The organism is Pseudomonas sp. GL_139_B, from assembly GCF_057834475.1.
Map to the genome: position 1 here is coordinate 5238308 of NZ_CM174403.1, position 20577 is coordinate 5258884.

17 protein-coding genes are annotated in these 20577 nt (G+C 59.8%); 7 read left to right on the forward strand and 10 right to left on the reverse strand.

Translation table 11 applies throughout. From position 1 onward, the window contains the following. Nucleotides 1-40 precede the first annotated feature (40 nt). A complete protein-coding gene (locus tag AC3ISI_RS23890) occupies nucleotides 41-790 on the forward strand; it encodes a YkgJ family cysteine cluster protein (RefSeq protein ID WP_489334094.1) in 750 nt (249 codons plus the stop codon). 150 nt (nucleotides 791-940) lie between these two features. Here the strand turns inward: AC3ISI_RS23890 and AC3ISI_RS23895 are convergent, their stop codons facing one another. Next, nucleotides 941-1198, reverse strand: a complete 258-nt coding sequence (locus AC3ISI_RS23895) for a hypothetical protein (protein ID WP_007905458.1) — start codon at nucleotides 1196-1198, stop codon at nucleotides 941-943. Between the two features lie 281 nt (nucleotides 1199-1479). Here AC3ISI_RS23895 and AC3ISI_RS23900 point away from each other — a divergent pair, with 281 nt between their 5' ends. From AC3ISI_RS23900 to AC3ISI_RS23925, 6 genes are all read left to right on the forward strand, one after another. Further along, nucleotides 1480-2640: an efflux RND transporter periplasmic adaptor subunit gene (locus tag AC3ISI_RS23900; RefSeq protein ID WP_489334095.1), complete on the forward strand. Its 1161-nt coding sequence runs from the start codon at nucleotides 1480-1482 to the stop codon at nucleotides 2638-2640. Then, nucleotides 2637-5738 (forward strand): multidrug efflux RND transporter permease subunit, encoded by a 3102-nt coding sequence (locus tag AC3ISI_RS23905; RefSeq protein WP_489334096.1) that lies wholly within the window; start codon nucleotides 2637-2639, stop codon nucleotides 5736-5738. The genes AC3ISI_RS23900 and AC3ISI_RS23905 overlap by 4 nt, the downstream gene beginning before the upstream one ends. Nucleotides 5739-5747: 9 nt before the next feature. Beyond that, nucleotides 5748-6425 (forward strand): heavy metal response regulator transcription factor, encoded by a 678-nt coding sequence (locus AC3ISI_RS23910; RefSeq protein WP_489334097.1) that lies wholly within the window; start codon nucleotides 5748-5750, stop codon nucleotides 6423-6425. Further along, nucleotides 6415-7779 carry a heavy metal sensor histidine kinase gene (locus tag AC3ISI_RS23915; RefSeq protein WP_489334098.1) on the forward strand — a complete coding sequence of 455 codons (1365 nt, stop codon included), beginning with the start codon at nucleotides 6415-6417 and terminating at the stop codon, nucleotides 7777-7779. The genes AC3ISI_RS23910 and AC3ISI_RS23915 overlap by 11 nt, the downstream gene beginning before the upstream one ends. A 161-nt stretch (nucleotides 7780-7940) precedes the next feature. Continuing rightward, nucleotides 7941-8165 carry a hypothetical protein gene (locus tag AC3ISI_RS23920; protein WP_489334099.1) on the forward strand — a complete coding sequence of 75 codons (225 nt, stop codon included), beginning with the start codon at nucleotides 7941-7943 and terminating at the stop codon, nucleotides 8163-8165. A gap of 264 nt (nucleotides 8166-8429) precedes the next feature. Continuing rightward, nucleotides 8430-9926, forward strand: coding sequence for a sensor domain-containing diguanylate cyclase (locus AC3ISI_RS23925; RefSeq protein ID WP_489334100.1), 1497 nt, complete (start codon nucleotides 8430-8432; stop codon nucleotides 9924-9926). 170 nt (nucleotides 9927-10096) lie between these two features. Here the strand turns inward: AC3ISI_RS23925 and lpxC are convergent, their stop codons facing one another. From lpxC to murD, 9 genes are all read right to left on the reverse strand, one after another. Beyond that, on the reverse strand, nucleotides 10097-11008 hold the full coding sequence (gene lpxC / locus AC3ISI_RS23930; RefSeq protein WP_008060300.1) for a UDP-3-O-acyl-N-acetylglucosamine deacetylase: 912 nt from the start codon (nucleotides 11006-11008) through the stop codon (nucleotides 10097-10099). A 112-nt stretch (nucleotides 11009-11120) separates the two neighbouring features. Beyond that, a complete protein-coding gene (gene ftsZ, locus AC3ISI_RS23935; RefSeq protein WP_007943486.1) occupies nucleotides 11121-12314 on the reverse strand; it encodes a cell division protein FtsZ in 1194 nt (397 codons plus the stop codon). Between the two features lie 72 nt (nucleotides 12315-12386). Continuing rightward, nucleotides 12387-13646, reverse strand: a complete 1260-nt coding sequence (ftsA, locus tag AC3ISI_RS23940; protein ID WP_223515261.1) for a cell division protein FtsA — start codon at nucleotides 13644-13646, stop codon at nucleotides 12387-12389. A gap of 15 nt (nucleotides 13647-13661) precedes the next feature. Further along, nucleotides 13662-14531: a cell division protein FtsQ/DivIB gene (locus AC3ISI_RS23945; protein ID WP_489334101.1), complete on the reverse strand. Its 870-nt coding sequence runs from the start codon at nucleotides 14529-14531 to the stop codon at nucleotides 13662-13664. Nucleotides 14532-14535: 4 nt separating this feature from the next. Beyond that, a complete protein-coding gene (locus tag AC3ISI_RS23950; protein WP_489334102.1) occupies nucleotides 14536-15504 on the reverse strand; it encodes a D-alanine--D-alanine ligase in 969 nt (322 codons plus the stop codon). Then, the gene (gene murC / locus AC3ISI_RS23955) at nucleotides 15501-16961 is read right to left on the reverse strand and encodes a UDP-N-acetylmuramate--L-alanine ligase (RefSeq protein WP_150781797.1); all 1461 of its coding nucleotides are present in this window, start codon (nucleotides 16959-16961) and stop codon (nucleotides 15501-15503) included. Before murC ends, AC3ISI_RS23950 begins: the two co-directional genes overlap by 4 nt. Next, complete coding sequence (murG, locus tag AC3ISI_RS23960) at nucleotides 16954-18024, reverse strand: undecaprenyldiphospho-muramoylpentapeptide beta-N-acetylglucosaminyltransferase (RefSeq protein ID WP_489334104.1); 1071 nt, start codon at nucleotides 18022-18024, stop codon at nucleotides 16954-16956. Before murG ends, murC begins: the two co-directional genes overlap by 8 nt. Further along, a complete protein-coding gene (gene ftsW, locus AC3ISI_RS23965; protein WP_489334105.1) occupies nucleotides 18014-19231 on the reverse strand; it encodes a putative lipid II flippase FtsW in 1218 nt (405 codons plus the stop codon). The genes murG and ftsW overlap by 11 nt, the downstream gene beginning before the upstream one ends. Further along, entirely contained in the window at nucleotides 19228-20574 is a 1347-nt protein-coding gene (gene murD / locus AC3ISI_RS23970) for a UDP-N-acetylmuramoyl-L-alanine--D-glutamate ligase (RefSeq protein WP_489334106.1), read from the reverse strand. The genes ftsW and murD overlap by 4 nt, the downstream gene beginning before the upstream one ends. Nucleotides 20575-20577 lie beyond the last annotated feature (3 nt).

Genomic DNA, 20577 nt, shown 5'->3' on the forward strand with positions numbered 1-20577 from the left:
CTGTCGCCGTTTCATGCCTTCACATGTGACCCGGCGATCAATGAATACAACGTTTTCCTGCGTAGGTTGCGGCAAGTGCTGCAATGACCACCACGTCCCCCTGACCCTGGCGGAAACCCGGATGTGGGCGGTCGATGGCGGTCAAGTGATCGTGCTGGTCGAGGGCTTTTTGGGTAACGGCCTGGGCCTGCCCGTGCAGCAACGCGAACACGCCGAACGCCGTTCGGTAGTGGTTCGAAGCGGCACGTCCGAGGCGTATGTGGCGATCACCTTTGCCGCCTATAACGTCGGCCCCTGCCGGAATCTTGACGAAGACAACCTGTGCCGTATCTACGAACGCCGACCGTTGGTGTGCCGCATCTACCCGGCGGAAATCAACCCGCACATTACGCTGAACACCGCGCTCAAGGACTGCCCACCCGAGTCATGGGAACAAGGCCCGGACTTGATCATCGGCGGCGAGATAGTGGATCGGGAACTGGCAGGATTGATCCAGCGTTCACGTCAGGCGGATCGCGATGATATTCAGACCAAGGATGCGATTTGCGGGTTGCTGGGGATTCGCACGACAGCGCTGAAAGGAGATGGGTTTACCGCTTATCTGCCTGACATGACAGCGTTTACCACGGTCATCGATCAGGTGTCAGCGCAGCCGCTGGCATCGTCGAAGAGTGACTGGTTATTTCATGTGTCGGGGGATGACATTGCCGGCCAAGTTCAGGCGGCGGGGGCGCAAGTGGCGACTGATGCGCCGGTGAACTATGCGTTTATTTCGTTGCGGGCGGCTTGATCCAGGATAGTTGTCGTCAAGTATGACCCGATCGCGAGCAGGCTCGCTCCTACATCTTCGTCGTACACAAAATCTGTGACCTGTGACGTTCAACTGTGGGAGTGAGCCTGCTCGCGATGACGGGAGATCAGGCACCGTAGAAACTGAAACTCACCGCTTACCCATCGAACGACGCGTACCAGGAGGCGCCGCACCAGGCGTCTTGGTGTGCCCATTCTTCGCGCCATTCTTGTACCAAGGCTGGCTGGCGTTCTTCGCTGCGGCCAACTCACCCGGTTTGAACGGGAACTTGAACGCCGGGATCGCGGCTTTGGTTTCGCTGTCTGCGCTGGAGTCGACGCTGTCTGGCAGGTCTGCCTGGTCGTCGCTCAAAGCGTCGGCAACCGGCGGTTGTGTCGGGGAAGTCATGAAAGCTCCGGGTGATGCACATAGAGTCGGGCCCGATCAGCGAGCCGCGAAAGGCGGCAGTATAACTGGATGGGGCAATACAAGCTGCAAGCCTCAAGCGAGTCCGTCGGGTTTTGTGCTGGCTGACCCACCGCCATCGTCGGAGCACCGCCCGGAGCAGGCTCACTCCCAAACTGACAACCCCGTCAGTTAGCAGTCACCCTCCTGACCGGCTGACAGGGTTATAAAGGAGGGTATAAAGCTGAAAATACCCTAACCCTTTAGCCCGGCGCCCCACTCGCATGCGAATTCAGAAAAAACCCGCCTTGATCGCAGGTCTGCTAATTGCCTTGGCAGCGCTGGGCACGTGGTATGTCACCAAGCCCGCCACAGCCAAACTTGCCGCCCCTACCGCGATTCCGGTGCGCGTGGTCAATGTCGTTGAAAAAGACGTGCCGCGTTATGTCAGCGGTATCGGTTCGGTGCTGTCCCTGCACAGCGTGGTGGTGCGCCCGCAGATCGACGGTATTCTCACCAAAATCCTGGTCAAGGAAGGCCAACTGGTGAACAAAGGCGACCTGCTGGCCACCATCGACGACCGCTCGATCCGCGCCAGCCTCGATCAGGCCCGCGCCCAATTGGGGGAAAGCCAGGCGCAGTTGCAAGTGGCGCTGGTCAACCTCAAGCGTTACAAATTACTCAGCGTTGACGACGGGGTTTCCAAACAGACTTACGACCAGCAACAAGCGCTGGTCAATCAACTCAAGGCCACCGCCCAAGGCAATCAGGCGTCAATCGACGCCGCTCAGGTACAACTCTCCTACACGCAAATTCACTCCCCGGTCAGTGGTCGCGTCGGTATTCGTACAGTGGATGAAGGCAATTTCCTGCGCATGACCGATGCCCAAGGCCTGTTTACCGTGACGCAGATCGACCCGATTGCCGTCGAGTTCTCCCTGGCGCAGCACATGCTGCCGATCCTCCAAGGGCTGATCGGCGACCCGCAACGCGCACAGGTAAAGGCCTACATTGGTGCCGACACCGACGGTGAAACCGGCAATTTGCTGGGCGAAGGTCATTTGACCCTGATCGACAACCAGATCAACGCCAACACCGGGACCATCCGCGCCAAGGCCGAATTCAACAACCCCGGGCAGAAACTCTGGCCGGGCTTGCTGGTGACAGTAAAAATTCAGACAGCCCTGGAGAAAGATGCCCTGGTGGTGCCGCCCACCGTCGTACAACGGGGTCTCGATCAACACTTTGTGTACCGGGTCAACGGTGACAAAGTCGAAGCCGTCACCGTGCAAGTGGTTTCGCAAAGCAGCGGCCAGGACATCATCAAAGGTGTGAAACCGGGCGATGTGCTGGTCACTGATGGCCAGTCGCGGCTCAAGCCGGGATCGACCGTGCAGGTGCTGACCGACCCGCCGCAAGTGGTGCAATCGGAGTCGAAACAATGAAGGGCCACGGCTCGGTCTCTGCCTGGTGCATCGATCACCCGGTCGCCACCATCCTGCTGACTTTTGCCCTGGTGCTACTCGGCGCCATCGCCTTCCCGCGTCTGCCGATTGCGCCGCTGCCGGAAGCCGAATTCCCGACCATTCAGGTGGCTGCGCAATTGCCTGGCGCCAGCCCGGAAACCATGGCGTCGTCGGTGGCCACGCCGCTTGAAGTGCAATTCAGCGCCATCCCCGGCGTGACGCAGATGACATCGAGCAGCGCCTTGGGCTCGACCAACCTGACCCTGCAATTCACCCTCGAAAAAAGCATCGACACCGCCGCCCAGGAAGTCCAGGCCGCGATCAACACCGCCGCCGGCAAACTGCCCAAGGACATGCCGACGCTGCCGACCTGGCGCAAGGTCAACCCGGCCGACAGCCCGGTGCTGATCCTCAGCGTCAATTCCACGCAAATGCCCGGCACTGAACTCAGCGACCTGGTGGAAACCCTGCTGTCCCGCCAGATCAGCCAGATCGAAGGCGTAGGCCAGATCAACATTACCGGTCAGCAGCGTCCGGCGATTCGCGTTCAAGCCTCGGCGGACAAACTGGCCGCCATCGGTCTGACCCTCGCAGACATTCGTCTGGCCATCCAGAACACCAGCCTCAATCTGGCAAAAGGTGCGTTGTACGGCGAGTCGAGCATTTCGACGTTGTCGACCAACGACCAGTTATTTCACCCTGAGGAATACAGCCAACTCATCGTTTCCTACAAGGACGGCGCCCCGGTTCATCTGAGGGATGTCGCCAAAGTCGTCAACGGTTCGGAAGATGCCTACGTGCAGGCCTGGGCCGGCGACAAGCCCGGGGTGAACCTGGTGATCTCCCGGCAACCGGGGGCGAACATCGTCGAGACCGTGGATCGCATTCAAGCCGCGTTGCCTGCGCTTGAGGCCATGCTTCCCGCCTCGGTGCAGGTCAAGGTACTGGTCGACCGCACTCAGACCATCCGCGCGTCCTTGCATGAAGTGGAAGTCACCCTGCTGATCGCGATCCTGCTGGTGGTGGCGGTGATGGCGCTGTTCCTGCGCCAATGGTCTGCGACGATGATTGTGTCTGCGGTGCTGGGCGTTTCTCTGACGGCGAGTTTCGCCCTGATGTACATCATGGGCTTCAGCCTGAACAACCTGACCCTGGTGGCGATTGTGGTGGCCGTGGGGTTTGTGGTCGACGATGCGATTGTGGTGGTGGAGAACATTCACCGACACCTTGAAGCCGGCGACGGCATGCGCGAAGCCGCGATCAAAGGTGCTGGCGAGATTGGTTTTACTGTGGTCTCGATCAGTTTCTCGCTGGTGGCGGCGTTCATTCCGCTGCTGTTCATGGGCGGCGTGGTGGGGCGGCTGTTCAAGGAGTTCGCCTTGACCGCCACTTCAACCATCATGATTTCGGTCGTGGTGTCGCTGACGCTGGCACCCACCCTGGCCGCGCTATTCATGCGTGCGCCGGTGCATCACGCCCACAGCAAACCAACGTTCGGCGAACGCTTGCTGGCCGGCTATGAAAAATTGCTACGCCGCGCCCTCGCTCATCAGAAACTGATGATCGGTGTGTTTGGACTTTCCCTGTGCCTGGCCATCGCCGGTTACATCTTCATCCCGAAAGGTTTCTTCCCGGTGCAGGACACCGGTTTTGTCCTCGGTACAACCGAAGCCGCCGCCGACATTTCCTACGGCGACATGGTGAAAAAACACTTGGCGATGGCCGAAATCGTTGCGGCGGATCCCGCGGTCGAAGCGTTTTCGCACTCGGTCGGTGTGTCGGGCAGTAACCAGACCATCGCCAACGGTCGCTTCTGGATTTCCCTGAAAAAACGCGGCGACCGCGATGTCTCGGCCAGCCAGTTCATCGACCGGATTCGTCCGCAACTGATGAAAGTCCCCGGCATCGTGTTGTACCTGCGTGCCGGCCAGGACATTAACCTCAGCTCCGGCCCGAGCCGCGCCCAGTACCAATACGTGCTCAAGAGCAACGACGGCGCGACCCTCAGCACCTGGACCCAGCGGCTGACGGAAAAACTGCGCAGCAACCCGGCGTTCCGCGACATTTCCAACGACTTGCAACTGGGCGGCAGCATCACCCACATCAGCATCGACCGCAGCGCCGCCGCGCGTTTCGGCCTGACCGCCAGTGATGTCGACGAAGCGCTGTACGATGCGTTTGGTCAGCGCCAGGTCAATGAATTCCAGACTCAGATCAATCAGTACAACGTGATTCTGGAACTGGACACCAAGCAACGCGGCAAAGCCGAAAGCCTCAACTACTTCTACCTGCGCTCGCCGCTGAGCGGGGAAATGGTGCCGCTGTCGGCGCTGGCCAAATTTGACGCGCCTACAGTCGGACCGCTGTCCATCGCCCATGACGGCATGTTCCCGGCCGCCAACTTGTCGTTCAACCTCGCGCCCGGCGTGGCGTTGGGTGATGCGGTGATCATGCTCAACCAGGCCAAGGTCGACATCGGCATGCCGGCGGCCATGAGCGGCAATTTCCAGGGTGCGGCGCAGGCATTCCAAAGCTCTCTGGCCAGCCAACCGTGGCTGATTCTGGCGGCGCTGGTGGCGGTGTACATCATTCTCGGCGTGCTCTACGAGAGCTTCGTGCATCCGCTGACCATCATCTCGACGCTGCCGTCGGCGGGTCTCGGGGCGGTGATCATGTTGTGGATTTGCGGCCAGGACTTTTCGATCATGGCGCTGATCGGGCTGGTGCTGCTGATTGGTATCGTGAAGAAGAACGGCATTCTGATGATCGACTTTGCGCTGGATGCCCAGCGCAACCGTGGCTTGCCGCCGGAAGAAGCGATCTTCCAGGCCTGTATCACGCGGTTCCGGCCGATCATCATGACCACCCTCGCCGCCCTGCTCGGCGCCCTGCCGCTGATGCTCGGTTACGGCACCGGCGCTGAACTGCGCCAGCCGCTGGGGATCGCGGTGGTCGGCGGTTTGCTGGTCAGCCAGGCGCTGACGCTGTTCACCACTCCGGTCATATACTTGTGGCTTGAGCGGCTATTTCACAGACCCAAACCTTCGCCCGTACCGGCGTTGGCAACCACAGACTGAGGCGGGGTCATGCGCGTTCTGATTATCGAAGACGAAGAAAAAACCGCGGACTATTTGCACCGCGGCCTGACGGAACAGGGTTACACCGTGGACGTGGCGCGCGAAGGCGTTGAAGGCCTGCACCTGGCGCTGGAAAGTGACTACGCGGTGATCGTCCTCGACGTCATGCTGCCAGGCCTCGACGGCTTCGGCGTCCTGCGCGCATTGCGTGCGCGCAAGCAAACCCCGGTGATCATGCTCACCGCCCGCGAGCGCGTCGAAGACCGCATCAAAGGCTTGCGTGACGGCGCTGACGATTACCTCGGCAAACCGTTTTCCTTCCTTGAACTGGTGGCGCGGTTGCAAGCGCTGACCCGCCGCAGCGGCGGCCATGAACCGGTGCAAGTGAGCATCGCTGACCTGTGGATAGATTTGATCAGCCGTAAGGCTACACGTGGCGGCACACGGCTGGACCTGACCGCCAAGGAGTTTTCGCTACTCAGTGTGCTGGCCCGCCGGCAAGGTGAAATCCTCTCGAAAACGGCGATTGCCGAGATGGTCTGGGATATCAATTTCGACAGCGACGCCAACGTCGTCGAAGTCGCGATCAAGCGTTTGCGAGCCAAGCTCGACGGGCCGTTTGACGAGAAACTGCTGCACACGATTCGTGGCATGGGTTATGTGCTGGAGAGCCGTGGTGTCCAGTAACTCCATCGCGCTTCGCCTGAGCGGGATGTTTACGCTGGTGGCGCTTTTAGTGTTTTTGTTGATCGGCTGGGCGTTGTATCAACAGGTCGACAAGGGCCTGGGTTTGCTTCCCGAGGCCGAACTGGATGCACGCTACAGCGTGCTCGAATCCACCGTTGGCCGTTACGGTACGCCCGAGCATTGGGTGAAGATCTACAACAAGCTCAAGCTGCTCGGCGAAGAAGACAAGCGCATCCGTTTCTGGATCGTCAGCGGTGATCCGAACTACGAATACGGTGACCTCACACCGCAGATCCGTGCCTTTGCCGAAGGGTCCCTGGGGATGCGTGACTTGCAGCTGCCAGACCATCCCTACCCGCTGAAAGTACTGGTGAGCCAGTTCCCGGCCAAGGATCAACGCCCGCCGCTGCGCTTCATGATCGGCATCGACACCGAGACATTTTTCGAGACTCAGCATCACTTGCTGATCGCGCTGATCAGCCTGGCGATCATCGGCGTGTTGCTGGCGTCTGCGCTGGGGTATTGGGTGGCGCGGATTGGCCTCAAGCCTTTGATCAAACTGTCTCAGGAAGCCCAGCGCCTGGCGCCGCCGTTGCGTTCCGGGCGACTGCGATTATCGTCGCTGCCGCCGGAACTGAATCAGTTCGTCAATTCGTTCAACTCCACGCTGGAACGGGTTGAACAGGCGTATTCACGGCTGGAATCGTTCAACGCCGACGTCGCTCATGAGTTGCGCTCGCCTTTGACCAACCTGATCGGGCAAACCCAGGTCGCGCTGACGCGTGGGCGCTCCGCCGAACACTATTTCGAAGTGCTGCAATCGAACCTCGAAGAGCTGGAACGGCTGCGCTCGATCATCAACGACATGCTGTTCCTCGCCAGCGCCGATCAAGGCAGCAAGGCCACCAAACTGACGTCCACCTCGCTCGCCGATGAAGTGGCGACAACGCTTGAATACCTGGATTTCATTCTTGAGGATGCGCAGGTTCAGGTGCAGGTTAGCGGTGATGCTCAGGTGCGGATCGAGATCGCGCATTTGCGCCGGGCATTGATCAATTTGCTGAGCAACGCGGTGCAACACACCGAGCCTGGGCAAGTGATTCAGGTGCGGATCGAGGTCGAGGAACATCAGGTGAGCATTGGCGTTGCCAACCCTGGCTCGCCGATTCCCAGCGAGCATTTACCCCGGCTGTTTGAACGGTTTTATCGAGTGGATGCGTCGCGCAGCAACAGCGGCAACAATCACGGGTTGGGACTGGCGATCGTCAAGGCAATTGCGCTGATGCATGGCGGGGATGTGTTTGTGCGCAGTGATCACGGGATGAATACGTTCGGCATTCACCTCCCCGTCTGACCCGATTCATTCCCCGCGCCACATAAAATCGATCGCCATCTACGAACCACTATTGCCTTTGGCGCAACAGTCCTTTCTTCAATTGGCTCTGTTTCCCGTCGGCCAAGATCCTTATCTTTGCCCGCACCAAACAGCACTTGCCAAGCAAGAAGGTTTTAAAGATGTCCAACAGTATGGGTATTGCCAGCGCTTTCGTTTTGTCCTCTTTGTTCCTGTCTCCGTTCGCCATGGCGGAAGAATCGCAGACGTTCGCCACGCAAAATGCCGCACGCACCACAGCGTACGATCAGTATCAGAGCGAAATGACAGCCAAGGCTCCAGACGCTGCGCAACCCCCTCAAACATCGACGTCTGCAAGCCAGCCAGTGATTGAGAAAGACAGCTGACTCATCGAGCGACTCTGTTTCCCTCGACACTTTTCATCGGCTCTTCCCTTTGAAAAGTTGTCTTCAAAGCCGCTGCTATCAGCGGCTTTTTTTCGTGCTGCTCGCTGACCATTGCAATCGCTGCAACGATGATCTTCCACACCCAATCCGCCGATGAATAGCGCAGGGATCTTCGACTACCCGCTCAATGTCTTCTAAGCTTGAACAAGTAAAGGTCACCGCGTTTTACTGACCTTTTTCTGCGCCTCAATCAGACGTCAGCCCATGCCAGTGAGCCGCCCCCCTTCAGGCAAGACCGGCCGACCTGAGCTGATGGTGATGCTTGGCAGTTCGCTGACGGTGATCGCGATTCTCAGCATCGTTGCCTTCCTGCTGATCCGCGAGCACGCCAACGCCCAGCAGGCCGCCACCCGCAGTGCGACGACCATTGCGCAGTTGATTGACGCTGACGTGCTGCGTACCGTCGAGCTCTACGACTTGACCCTGCAAGGCCTGATTGCGGCCTCGCAACGGGACGAGCTAAAGCAAGTTTCAGCGCAGATACGCCATCTGGTGCTGTTCGACCGTTCCACCACGGCGCGCTTCAAGGGCGACATTTTGCTGTTGGACAAGGATGGCGAAGTGATTGCCGATTCATCGCTGATCGAGCCCAAGCCCGGTAACTTTGCCGACCGCGACTATTTCCTCGCTCATGTTTTCAACCGTGACACCGGCATGTTCATCAGCCGCCCGTTCAAGCCGCGTTGCGACTGCGACGACAGCGAGGAGTGGCGTATCAGTTTTAGCCGACGCATCTCCTCCTCCAGCGGTGAGTTTCTAGGCGTAGCGGTGGCATCGATGCGCCTCGCGTACTTTGAACAGTTATTCAACAGCCTGGACATCGGCAACGACAGCACCCTGAGCATCATCAATGACGACGGCATTCTGCTGGCGCAAAAACCTCACCTGATCAACGACCCCATCGGCAAGAACTTCGCCAGTCGGCCCAATGTCGAGCGCATCCTGCGAGAGGGCACTGGCAGTTTCAACAGCGTGTCGAGCGTCGATCATCAACAACGCCTGTACACATTTTCGAGGGTCGGCAACCTGCCGTTGACGGTTATTGTCGCCCTCTCGGGCAACGAAGTATTCGCCACCTGGAAACGCACGGCGGTGGTGATCAGCGGTGCCACCGGCGTGTTGTGCATCGGTCTGCTCTGGCTGACCTGGTTGCTGTACCGCGAACTGCGTCTACGCCGCCATGCCGAGCAGGAGCTGGCGCAACTGGCCGCCATCGATGCCCTGACCGACGTCGCCAACCGCCGAACCCTGGATCAAACCCTGCGCCATGAGTGGTTTCGTGCCCAACGGTCGGGCAAGCCGCTGTCGGTGCTAATGATCGACGCCGACCATTTCAAGGCGTTCAACGATCGCCATGGCCATCAAGGCGGCGATGATGCGCTTCGGGCAGTGGCCAAGGTGATCTGCGCCAACGTCCGGCGGCCTGGAGACCTGGTGGCGCGGTATGGAGGTGAGGAGTTTTCGGTGATTCTGGCGGAAACGGACAGCGCGGGGGCTTGGCTGATTGCTGAAAAAATCCGGGCAGCCGTGGAGCAGATGCCCTTAGTGGCGGGCGCTGAAACGCCCATTACTGTCAGTATCGGGATCAGTACCTGGACGACAGAGAAAGAAATCAGTCTGGAGCAGTTGCTGTACGCGGCAGACAAGGCGTTGTATCAGGCCAAGGAAGGTGGGAGGAATCGGGTGGTGGCTGCGCAGTGAATCGATGATGTGGCGGGCGGCCCTTCGCGAGCAGGCTCGCTCCCACATTGAAATGCGATCAACTGTGGGAGCGAGCCTGCTCGCGATAGGGCCCATCTGAGCACCAAAAAGTTTGAGGCATAAAAAAAGGCCACCCGAAGGCAGCCTTTAAAAACTAGAGAGGTTTTTGCTTACACGGCCGCAACTGGACGCATGTAAGAGATCGGTGCAGTGCTGGCGTCTTCGAAAGTCACGACTTCCCAAGCATCTGTCTGCTCAATCAACTTGCGCAGCAGCTGGTTGTTCAATGCATGTCCGGACTTGAAGCCCTTGAACTCACCAATCAGGCTATTGCCCAGCAGGTAGAGGTCACCAATTGCATCGAGGATCTTGTGCTTCACGAATTCGTCTTCATAGCGAAGGCCGTCTTCGTTCAGTACACCATCCGCGTCGACCACAATAGCGTTTTCAACACTGCCGCCGAGTGCGAGGTTGTGCTTGCGCAGGTACTCGATGTCACTCATGAAACCAAAGGTACGGGCGCGGCTGACTTCTTTTACGAACGAAGTACTGGAAAAATCCACGCTTGCACTTTGTGTGCGGTCACGGAAAACCGGGTGATCGAAATCGATCTCGAAGCTCACCTTGAAACCTTCGAAAGGGACGAAAGTGGCGCGCTTGTCGCCATCTTCCACTGTCACTTCCCGCAGGATCCGGATGAACTTCTTGGCGGCGTCCTGTTCTTCCAGGCCCGCCGATTGAATCAGGAATACGAAAGGTCCAGCGCTACCATCCATGATTGGTACTTCGGACGCGGAGAGCTCGACGTAGGCGTTATCGATGCCCAGGCCAGCCATGGCCGAGAGCAAGTGCTCCACCGTGTCCACTTTGACGTCACCGTTGACCAGTGTGGTCGACATAGTGGTTTCGCCAACGTTTTCTGCGCGGGCAGGTATCTGCACCACAGGATCGAGGTCAGCACGACAAAACACAATGCCGGTGTCGATAGGCGCGGGCTTGAGGGTCAGGTATACCTTCTCCCCGGAGTGCAGGCCTACACCTGTGGCACGGATAATATTTTTCAGTGTGCGTTGTTTAATCATGGCTTGGGCCGCTTCAGCGCAAATTGCGAACTGGTATCAACAAAGGCTGGCGATGATAGCAGACCAGACCTTTGCTGAACACCAATCAACTTCATAGCCCTGATACATTCCATCAATCAGCCTGACGACGCAGGAATGCCGGGATGTCCAGGTAGTCCAGATCATCTTGCGGATTCATCTTCGCGGCAGTCGCAGCACCGGCCTGAGCCTGGTTGCGCATGACGGTCGGACGGTCCAGGTCACGGTAGTTCACCGCCGGTTGTTCCTGACGAGCGGGAGCCGATTGTTGCGGCTGGGAAGCCATCGAGGTGTGAACGGTGTTGTCGATGACCTTCACAGGCTTCTCGATTTTAGCGCCCAGACCGGTAGCAACCACAGTCACGTGCAGCTCATCGCGCATGTCCGGATCGATAACGGTACCGACCTTGACCATCGCGTGCTCGGAGGCGAAGGCTTCAATGATGCTACCCACGTCGGAGTACTCACCCAGAGACAGGTCAGGACCGGCGGTGATGTTCACCAGGATGCCGCGTGCACCTTGCAAGTTCACGTCTTCGAGCAACGGGTTGCGAATGGCCGCTTCGGTGGCCTCGCGCGCGCGGTTCGGACCGCTGGCGCAGCCAGTGCCCATCATCGCCATGCCCATTTCGCTCATCACGGTACGTACGTCGGCGAAATCGACGTTGATCATGCCTGGACGCTTGATGATGTCGGAGATACCGCGAACGGCACCGGCCAGCACATCGTCAGCCTTGGCGAATGCGGACAGCAGGCTTGCGTCCTTGCCAAGGATGGTCAGCAGTTTCTCGTTGGGAATGGTGATCAACGAGTCGACGCTTTCAGACAGCAGACGGATGCCTTCGTCGGCGATCTGCATGCGCTTGCGACCTTCGAACGGGAACGGACGAGTCACCACCGCTACGGTGAGAATCCCCATTTCCTTGGCCACTTCGGCAATGATTGGCGCCGCTCCGGTACCGGTACCGCCGCCCATTCCAGTGGTGATGAACACCATGTTGGTGCCCTGCAGGACTTCGGCAATGCGCTCACGGTCTTCGAGAGCGGCCTGACGACCTACTTCAGGGTTGGCGCCGGCGCCCAGACCTTTGGTCACACCGGTACCCAGTTGCAGGATGGTCCGCGCGCCGATGGATTTCAGCGCCTGGGCATCAGTGTTGGCGCAGATGAATTCAACGCCTTCAATGTTGCTCTTGACCATGTGATTCACAGCGTTTCCGCCGCCACCGCCAACACCGATAACTTTAATGACCGGGCTTGCGGGGATGTTGTCTACGAGTTCGAACATTTTCCCTCTCCTTTACGTTCTCTAGTTTTTTTCGCCTACTGCCTGTTTCTACAACGGTGCTGCGGTAAATCTTTAGAAGTTGCCTTGTACCCAGCTCTTGATGCGATCGAGCAAGGCGGCTTTCGGTTCGTCATTGCTGTAGCTGTCACGGCTGCTGATGCCCGAGAACGAAATCCCGTCGGACTGCTTTTGCAGGCCGTACATCAACAGACCAACGCCGGTGGAATAAATCGGGTTGCGAACCACGTCGTCCAGGCCCTTGACGCCATGGGGCACGCCCAGGCGCACCGGCATGTGGAAAATCTCTTCGGCCAGTTCGGTGGCGCCTTCCATCTTCGCCGTACCTCCGGTCAGCACGATGCCGGCCGGGATCAGGTCTTCGTAACCGCTGCGACGCAGTTCGGCCTGGATCAGCGTGAACAGCTCGTCGTAACGCGGCTCGACCACCTCGGCCAGGGCCTGACGGGACAGCTCGCGCGGTGGACGGTCGCCAACGCTTGGGACCTTGATGGTTTCGCCGGCACCGGCCAGTTTGGCCAGGGCGCAGGCATAACGAATCTTGATTTCTTCGGCGTACTGGGTCGGGGTGCGCAACGCCATGGCGATGTCGTTGGTCACCTGATCGCCCGCGATCGGGATCACGGCGGTGTGACGGATCGCACCTTCGGTGAAGATGGCGATGTCGGTGGTACCGCCGCCGATGTCCACCAGGCACACGCCCAGCTCTTTCTCGTCGTCGGTCAGGACCGAATACGCAGAAGCCAGTTGTTCGAGAATGATGTCGTCGATTTCCAGGCCACAACGACGCACGCATTTTTCAATGTTCTGTGCGGCGTTGACGGCGCAAGTGACCACGTGAACCTTGGCTTCCAGACGCACGCCGGACATGCCCAGTGGCTCACGGACGCCTTCCTGGTTATCGATCACGTAATCCTGCGGCAAGGTGTGCAGCACGCGCTGGTCTGCCGGGATCGCCACAGCCTGGGCAGCGTCGAGGACGCGCTCAAGGTCGGCCGGGCTGACTTCGCGATCACGAATGGCGACGATGCCGTGGGAGTTCAGGCTGCGGATGTGATTGCCGGCCACGCCGACAAACGCCGAGTGAATGCGGCAACCGGCCATCAATTGCGCTTCTTCGATGGCGCGCTGGATCGACTGCACGGTGGATTCGATATTCACCACCACGCCTTTCTTCAGGCCACGGGACGGATGGGTACCGATCCCGACGATTTCGAGCGTGCCGTCGTCCGCAACCTCGCCGACCAGCGCCACCACCTTGGAGGTGCCGATATCGAGACCGACAATCATTTTGCCGCTTTGCACGTTTGCCATGGGTCCTGCCTCTTCTTAATTCTTCGCGACAGCGGGTTGGGCTGTCGTGGGCGCTACAGGTTCCCGCCAGCCAACAGCGAGGCCGTTGGCGTAGCGCAGATCGATGCGCGCAATGTTCGTAATCTGTTCTTTAAGCGTCTTGTCATAGATGGCGATGAAACGGCGCATCTTCTCCACCAGCTTGCCGCGGCCCAGCAGCAGTTCGATCCCGGGACCGGCACTGCCGGCGCCGGTGGTCAGGAACCAGCTGCCGCGTTCACGCAATTCCAGGCGTGCGATCGAGAAGCCCAGCGGCCTGAGCATCTGGCTGAGCACCTGGTACTGCTGCATCACCTGCTGTTGAGCCCGCTGTGGGCCGAACAGCTGAGGCAAGTGTTCGTAGTTCGCCAGCTCACGCGGGGTGAACGCCTGGCCCTGGTTGTTCAACAGCGACTCATCGCCCCAACGGGCCACCGGCAGTTGTTCTTCCAGGCGGATCACCACTTGATCCGGCCACACCCGGCGCACTTCGGCGTGGGCGATCCATGGCATCGTTTCAAGCTCGGTACGCATGCTTTCCAGGTCGATGGTGAAGAAGCTCGACGCCACGTACGGGGCGATCCGCTGCTGCACGGCTTGCTGGCTGATGTAACTCAAATCGCCCTGAACGTTGATCTTGGTGATTGGCCGGTCAGCGTACGGCAGCAAACGCTGCGCGCCTTCGTAAGTGCCAAACCCCAGCGCAATCAACAGCACGGGCCAGAACAACGCTTTGAGAAAACCAAAATTGGCTTTCGGCAGGCGCACAGACATCGGCTCTTTCGCCACCATTCGGCTGGCACCTCGTGGCACCGGCTTGCGGCCGGGTGCTGGAGGAGGCTGATGTCTTAGCTGCGCGCCTTGCATGGTCTTAACCTCTTGGCTCTTCATTGCCGGCATAACTGGCTGCCAGAATGGCCAGAACCAGTTGCTGGAAATCCAGACCGGCAGCACGGGCCGCCATCGGCACCAGGCTGTGATCGGTCATACCCGGTGCGGTATTCACTTCCAGGAACCAGAACTGCCCGTCGGCGTCCTGCATCACGTCTGCCCTGCCCCAACCGGCGATACCCAGCGCCTCGCAGGCTTTCGCCGTGAGGTCCATGAGTTCCTTTTCCTTGGTGCTGTCCAGCCCGCATGGAATGCGGTACTGGGTATCGTTGGCGATGTACTTGGCGTCGTAGTCGTAGAAGCTGTGCGTCGTGCCCAGGGCAATCGGAGGCAACACCTGGTCACGCAGGGTGGCGATGGTGAACTCCGGACCGTGAATCCATTGCTCGACCAATACTTGCGAATCGTAGGTACTGGCCGCTTTCCAGGCGTCGATCAATTCAGACGCGGAACTCACTTTGGCCATACCGATACTTGAACCTTCATGCGCCGGTTTGACGATCAAAGGGAAGCCCAGTTCCGTCGCTGCCGAAATACAATCGGCTTCGCTGCTCAATACGGCATGACGCGGCGTCGGAATGCCCAGGCTGTGCCAGACCTGCTTGGTGCGCAGTTTGTCCATGGCCAGTGCCGAAGCCAGAATGCCGCTGCCGGTGTACGGAATGCCCAGGCATTCGAGCAGGCCTTGCATGCTGCCGTCCTCGCCACCACGACCGTGGAGGATGATGAAGGCGCGGTCGATCTTTTCGTTGAGCAAACGCTGCAACAGGTCATCGCCGACGTCGAGACCGAACGCGTCCACACCGGCACTTTGCAGTGCTGCGAGGACCGCATTACCCGACTTCAGGGAAACTTCCCGCTCGGCACTCTTGCCACCGAACAGCACGGCAACGCGGCCGAAGTCTTTCGGCGCGACAGTGGAGACGAGGTTGGCGTAAGCAGCAGTCATTTCAACTTCCCCACGCTTGGCGCGGCAACGGCGCCAGCGAACAACGGACTGTTCAATAGTTTTGGAGCAAGGCCACCGATATCACCGGCGCCCTGGCACAGCAGGATGTCGCCAGCACGCAGCAGTGGCTTGACCAGCGGCGCGAGGTCGACGCCGCGCTCGATGTAGATCGGGTCCAACTGCCCGCGTTGACGGATGCTGTTGCACAACTTGCGGCTGTCGGCGCCAGGGATCGGTTCTTCGCCCGCTGGATAGACTTCCATCAACAGCAGGACATTGGCGTCAGCCAGTACATTGACGAAATCGTCGTACAGGTCGCGGGTGCGGCTGTAACGGTGCGGCTGGTAAACCATCACCAGACGGCGCTCCGGCCAGCCACCGCGCACGGCTTTGATCACGGCGGCGACTTCGGTCGGGTGGTGACCGTAGTCGTCGACCAGCATCACGTTGCCGCCTTCGACCGGCAATTCGCCGTAGACCTGGAAGCGACGGCCGACCCCCTGGAACCCGGACAGGCCCTGGACGATGGCTTCATCGCTGACACCCTCGTCAGAGGCGATGCAGATGGTGGCCAGCGCGTTCAATACGTTGTGGTTGCCCGGCATGTTCACCGAGACATCCAGCGGCTCGCGCTCAGGGCGCAGCACGGTGAAGAAGGTCTGCATGCCCTGCTGACGCACATTGATGGCGCGTACGTCGCAGTCATCGCCGAAGCCGTAAGTGACCGTCGGGCGTTTGACCAGCGGGAGGATTTCACGCACCACCGGATCGTCCAGGCACACCACGGCCAAACCGTAGAACGGCAGGTTGTGAAGGAACTCGACGAAGGTTTTTTTCAGTTTGTTGAAGTCACCGTCGTAGGTCGCCATGTGATCGGCGTCGATGTTGGTGACCACGGCCACCAGCGGCTGCAAGTGCAGGAAACTGGCGTCGCTTTCATCGGCTTCGGCGATCAGATAGCGGCTGGTGCCGAGCTGGGCATTGGTGCCCGCGGCGTTCAGACGGCCACCGATGACGAACGTCGGGTCCAGGCCACCGGCCGCGAACACCGAAGCGATCAGGCTGGTGGTGGTGGTTTTACCGTGGGTACCGGCGACGGCGATACCGTGGCGGTAGCGCATCAGTTCGGCCAACATCTCGGCGCGCGGTACCACCGGAATACGGCGTTCCAGCGCAGTCGCGACTTCCGGGTTGGAGGTGTTGACGGCGCTCGACACCACCAGCACATCAGCGGAGGCAGCGTTCTCGGCACGGTGGCCGATAAAGATCTGCGCGCCGAAAGATTCCAGGCGCTCGGTCACTGGCGAAGCCTTCAGGTCGGAACCGGACACCTCATAGCCCAGGTTCAACAACACTTCAGCAATGCCGCACATGCCCACGCCGCCGATACCGACGAAGTGGATTTTACGGATGCGGCGCATTTCCGGTTGCGGCATGGCTTTCTGATTCTCAACCATGGGCCACCTCCAGACAGGTATCGACCACGTTACGGGTGGCATCGGGTTTGGCCAGGCGGCGTGCCGCGGTGGCCATATCGTTGAGTCGTTGTGGTTGCATCAGGACCTCTGTCAGGCGAGCGGCAAGATCCGCTGCGCCAGTCGTTCTTTGCGGCATCAGGAAGGCAGCACCTTCACGAGCCAAATAATCGGCGTTGCGGGTCTGGTGATCGTCGATCGCATGGGGCAAAGGCACCAGCATCGAGGGCAGACCGGCGGCGGCCAGTTCACTGATGGTCAGCGCGCCTGCGCGGCACACCACCAGGTCGGCCCAGCCATAGGCTTGGGCCATGTCTTTGATGAAAGGCTGCACTTGCGCCTCGACGCCAGCCGCGCGATAGCGCTCTGCAGTCACTTCATCGTGGTTTTTTCCGGCCTGATGAAACACTTCCGGACGCAGGTCGGGGGCGACTTGCGACAGGGCTTCAGGCAGCAATTTGTTCAACGGTTCTGCGCCCAGGCTTCCGCCCAGGATCAGCAAACGCGCCTTGCGACCGGCCAGGGCTGGTCGCGCTGTTTCGAGGAACAGCTCGGTGCGCACCGGGTTACCGGTGGTCCGACGGCTGTCCGACAGGGTAAAGGTGTCGGGGAACGCTTCACAGACCCGGGCGGCCAACGGCACCAGCAACCGATTGGCGGTACCGGCCACGGCGTTTTGTTCATGAACGATCACCGGCACACCGGCCAGTTTGGCGGCAACACCACCAGGGCCGGTCACATAACCACCGAAGCCGACCACGCACACCGGCCGCAGCTGACGAATGATCGCCCGCGCCTGCCAGACGGACTTGAGCAACATGAACGGCGCCTTGAGCAAGGACAGCTTGCCCTTGCCGCGCAGACCGCTGGCGTTGATCAGATGCAGCTCGATACCGGCCATCGGCACCAGATCGTTTTCGATGCCACGCGGCGTTCCAAGCCAATGCACGGTGTAACCGCGGGCCTGGAATTCGCGAGCACAGGCCAGCGCAGGGAATACGTGCCCCCCGGTACCGCCGGCCATGATCAATACGTTAGCGCCCATGGGGTGGCTCCTCGGCGAAGTCACTCTCTTGGAACTCCATCTCTTCACTGCCCAGGTGGGTTCGACTCTCCCACTCGATGCGCAGCAACAAGCCGAGACAGGCACCGCAAATCACCAACGAACTGCCGCCATAACTGAGGAACGGCAGCGTCAGGCCTTTGGTCGGCAGCAGGCCGACGTTCACACCGATGTTGATCAGGAACTGACCAATCCACAGGAACGACAGGCCGTACGCGATGTAGGCGGCGAAGAACTGCTTGGCCTTCTCGGCCCAATAACCGATGTACATGCCACGAATACAGACAAAGACGAACAGCGCTACGGTGCACAACGAACCCACGGCCCCCAGTTCTTCGGCCAGCACCGAGAACACGAAGTCGGTGTGGGCTTCCGGCAGATAGAACTGTTTCTGCACGCTGTTGCCCAGGCCCACGCCCAGCCACTCGCCGCGACCAAACGCGATCAATGCCTGAGACAACTGATAGCCAGCACCAAACTGGTCGGCCCACGGGTCGGCAAAGTTGGTCAGACGCGCCATTCGATACGGCTGCACTTGAATCAACAACACCACCGCCGCGACGGCCAGGACCACCATCAAGGAAAACCGGAACAGCCCGACCCCGCCAAGGAACAGCATGGCCGCCGCCGCCCCCATCATCACGACGGTGGCACCGAAGTCCGGCTCCATCAGCAACAGGCCGGCCATTGGCAGCAGCACGATGAACGGCTTGAAGAAGCCCATCCAGCTTTCGCGCACTTCTTTCTGGCGACGCACCAGATAGCCGGCGAGGTAGATCACCACAAACACCTTGGCGATCTCGGAAGGCTGAACGTTGAAGAAACTGAAGCCGATCCAGCGCATCGAACCGTTCACTTCACGGCCGATCCCCGGAATGATCACCATCACCAGCAAACCGAATGCACCCAGCAGCATCAACCAGCCCAGGCGTTGCCAGGTGGCGATCGGGATCATCATGGTGATGACGCAGGCCCCAAGGCCCAGGACGATGTAGATAAGGTGGCGAATCATGTAGTACAGGGCGCTGCCCGACTGTACTGCCCCCACCTCAGTCGATGCCGAAGCAATCATGACCAACCCCAGGCCGATCAATGCCAGGCAACCGGCGAGCATCGGGAAATCAAGGTCGATACCGCGCCCGGTGATGATGGGCGACGGATAAGGTTTGATGATATTTTTCAGACTCATGCCAATTCCTCCACAGCTTGGACGAACTGGTGACCACGGTCTTCGTAGTTCTTGAACATGTCGAAACTGGCGCAGGCGGGCGACAGCAGTACCACGTCACCGGACTGGGCAGCCGCGCGGCATTGTTCTACGGCTTCAACCAGCGAACCGACGCGAATCAGCGGCACGGCATCGCCGATGGCCTGACCGATCTTGTCGGAATCACGGCCCATCAGGATCACGGCGCGGCAGTTGGTCGCCACCGGATCACGCAGATCATTGAACTCGGCACCCTTGCCGTCGCCGCCGGCAATCAGCACGACCTTGCCGCCAATGTCCGCGCCCAAGCCTTCGATGGCAGCCAATGCGGCACCGACGTTAGTGGCTTTGGAATCGTTGTAATAACCGACGCCATCCAGATCACGAACCCACTGGCAACGATGTTCAAGCCCGGCGAAGGAACGCAGGGCGGTAAGCATGGCATCGAATGGCAGACCGACAGCGTGGCCCAGCGCCAAGGCCGCCAAGGCATTGGACTGATTATGGGCGCCACGGATTTTCAACTCGCGCACCGGCATCAGGTTCTGGAATTCAAAGGCCAGGTATTTCTCGCCGTCTTCTTCGCGGATACCAAAGGCCTTGAAATCCGGCTTGCTCAGACCGAAGGTCCAGCACGGCTGGCCCTCGCCCATCAACGGACGGCTCAGGGCGTCCTGACGGTTGACCACAAACTGTTTGGCGCCACGGAAGATCCGGTGCTTGGCCAGGTGATAGGCCGGCAGACCGCTGTAACGGTCCATGTGGTCTTCGCTGACGTTAAGCACAGTCGCCACTTCGGCGTTAAGTTGATCAGTGGTTTCCAGCTGGAAACTCGACAACTCCATCACGTACAGCTCGATGTCATCGCCAAGCAGATCCAGTGCCGGCGTACCGAGGTTGCCGCCGACGGCCACTCGCTTGCCCGCCGCGGCCGCCATCTCGCCGACCAGGGTAGTGACGGTGCTTTTCGCGTTGGAACCGCTGATGGCGACAATCGGTGCCTTCGCGTTACGCGCGAACAGCTCGATGTCGCCGGACAATTTCACGCCACGGGCAGCAGCTGCCTGCAGGGCCGGGGTCGCCAGTGCCAGGCCGGGGCTCACGTAGAGCTCGTCGGCACGGCACAGGAACTCGACGTCCAGCTCGCCACAACGCACTTCCACGTGCGGATAGTCACGCTTGAGCGTGGCCAGTTCCGGTGGATTTTCCCGCGTATCGGCGACAGCAAACGACGTGCCCCGGTTCGCCAGGAAGCGAACCAGGGACATGCCGCTCTTGCCGAGGCCGACAACGATGCGGAAGTGGTCAGAAGCGATCAGAGACACGAG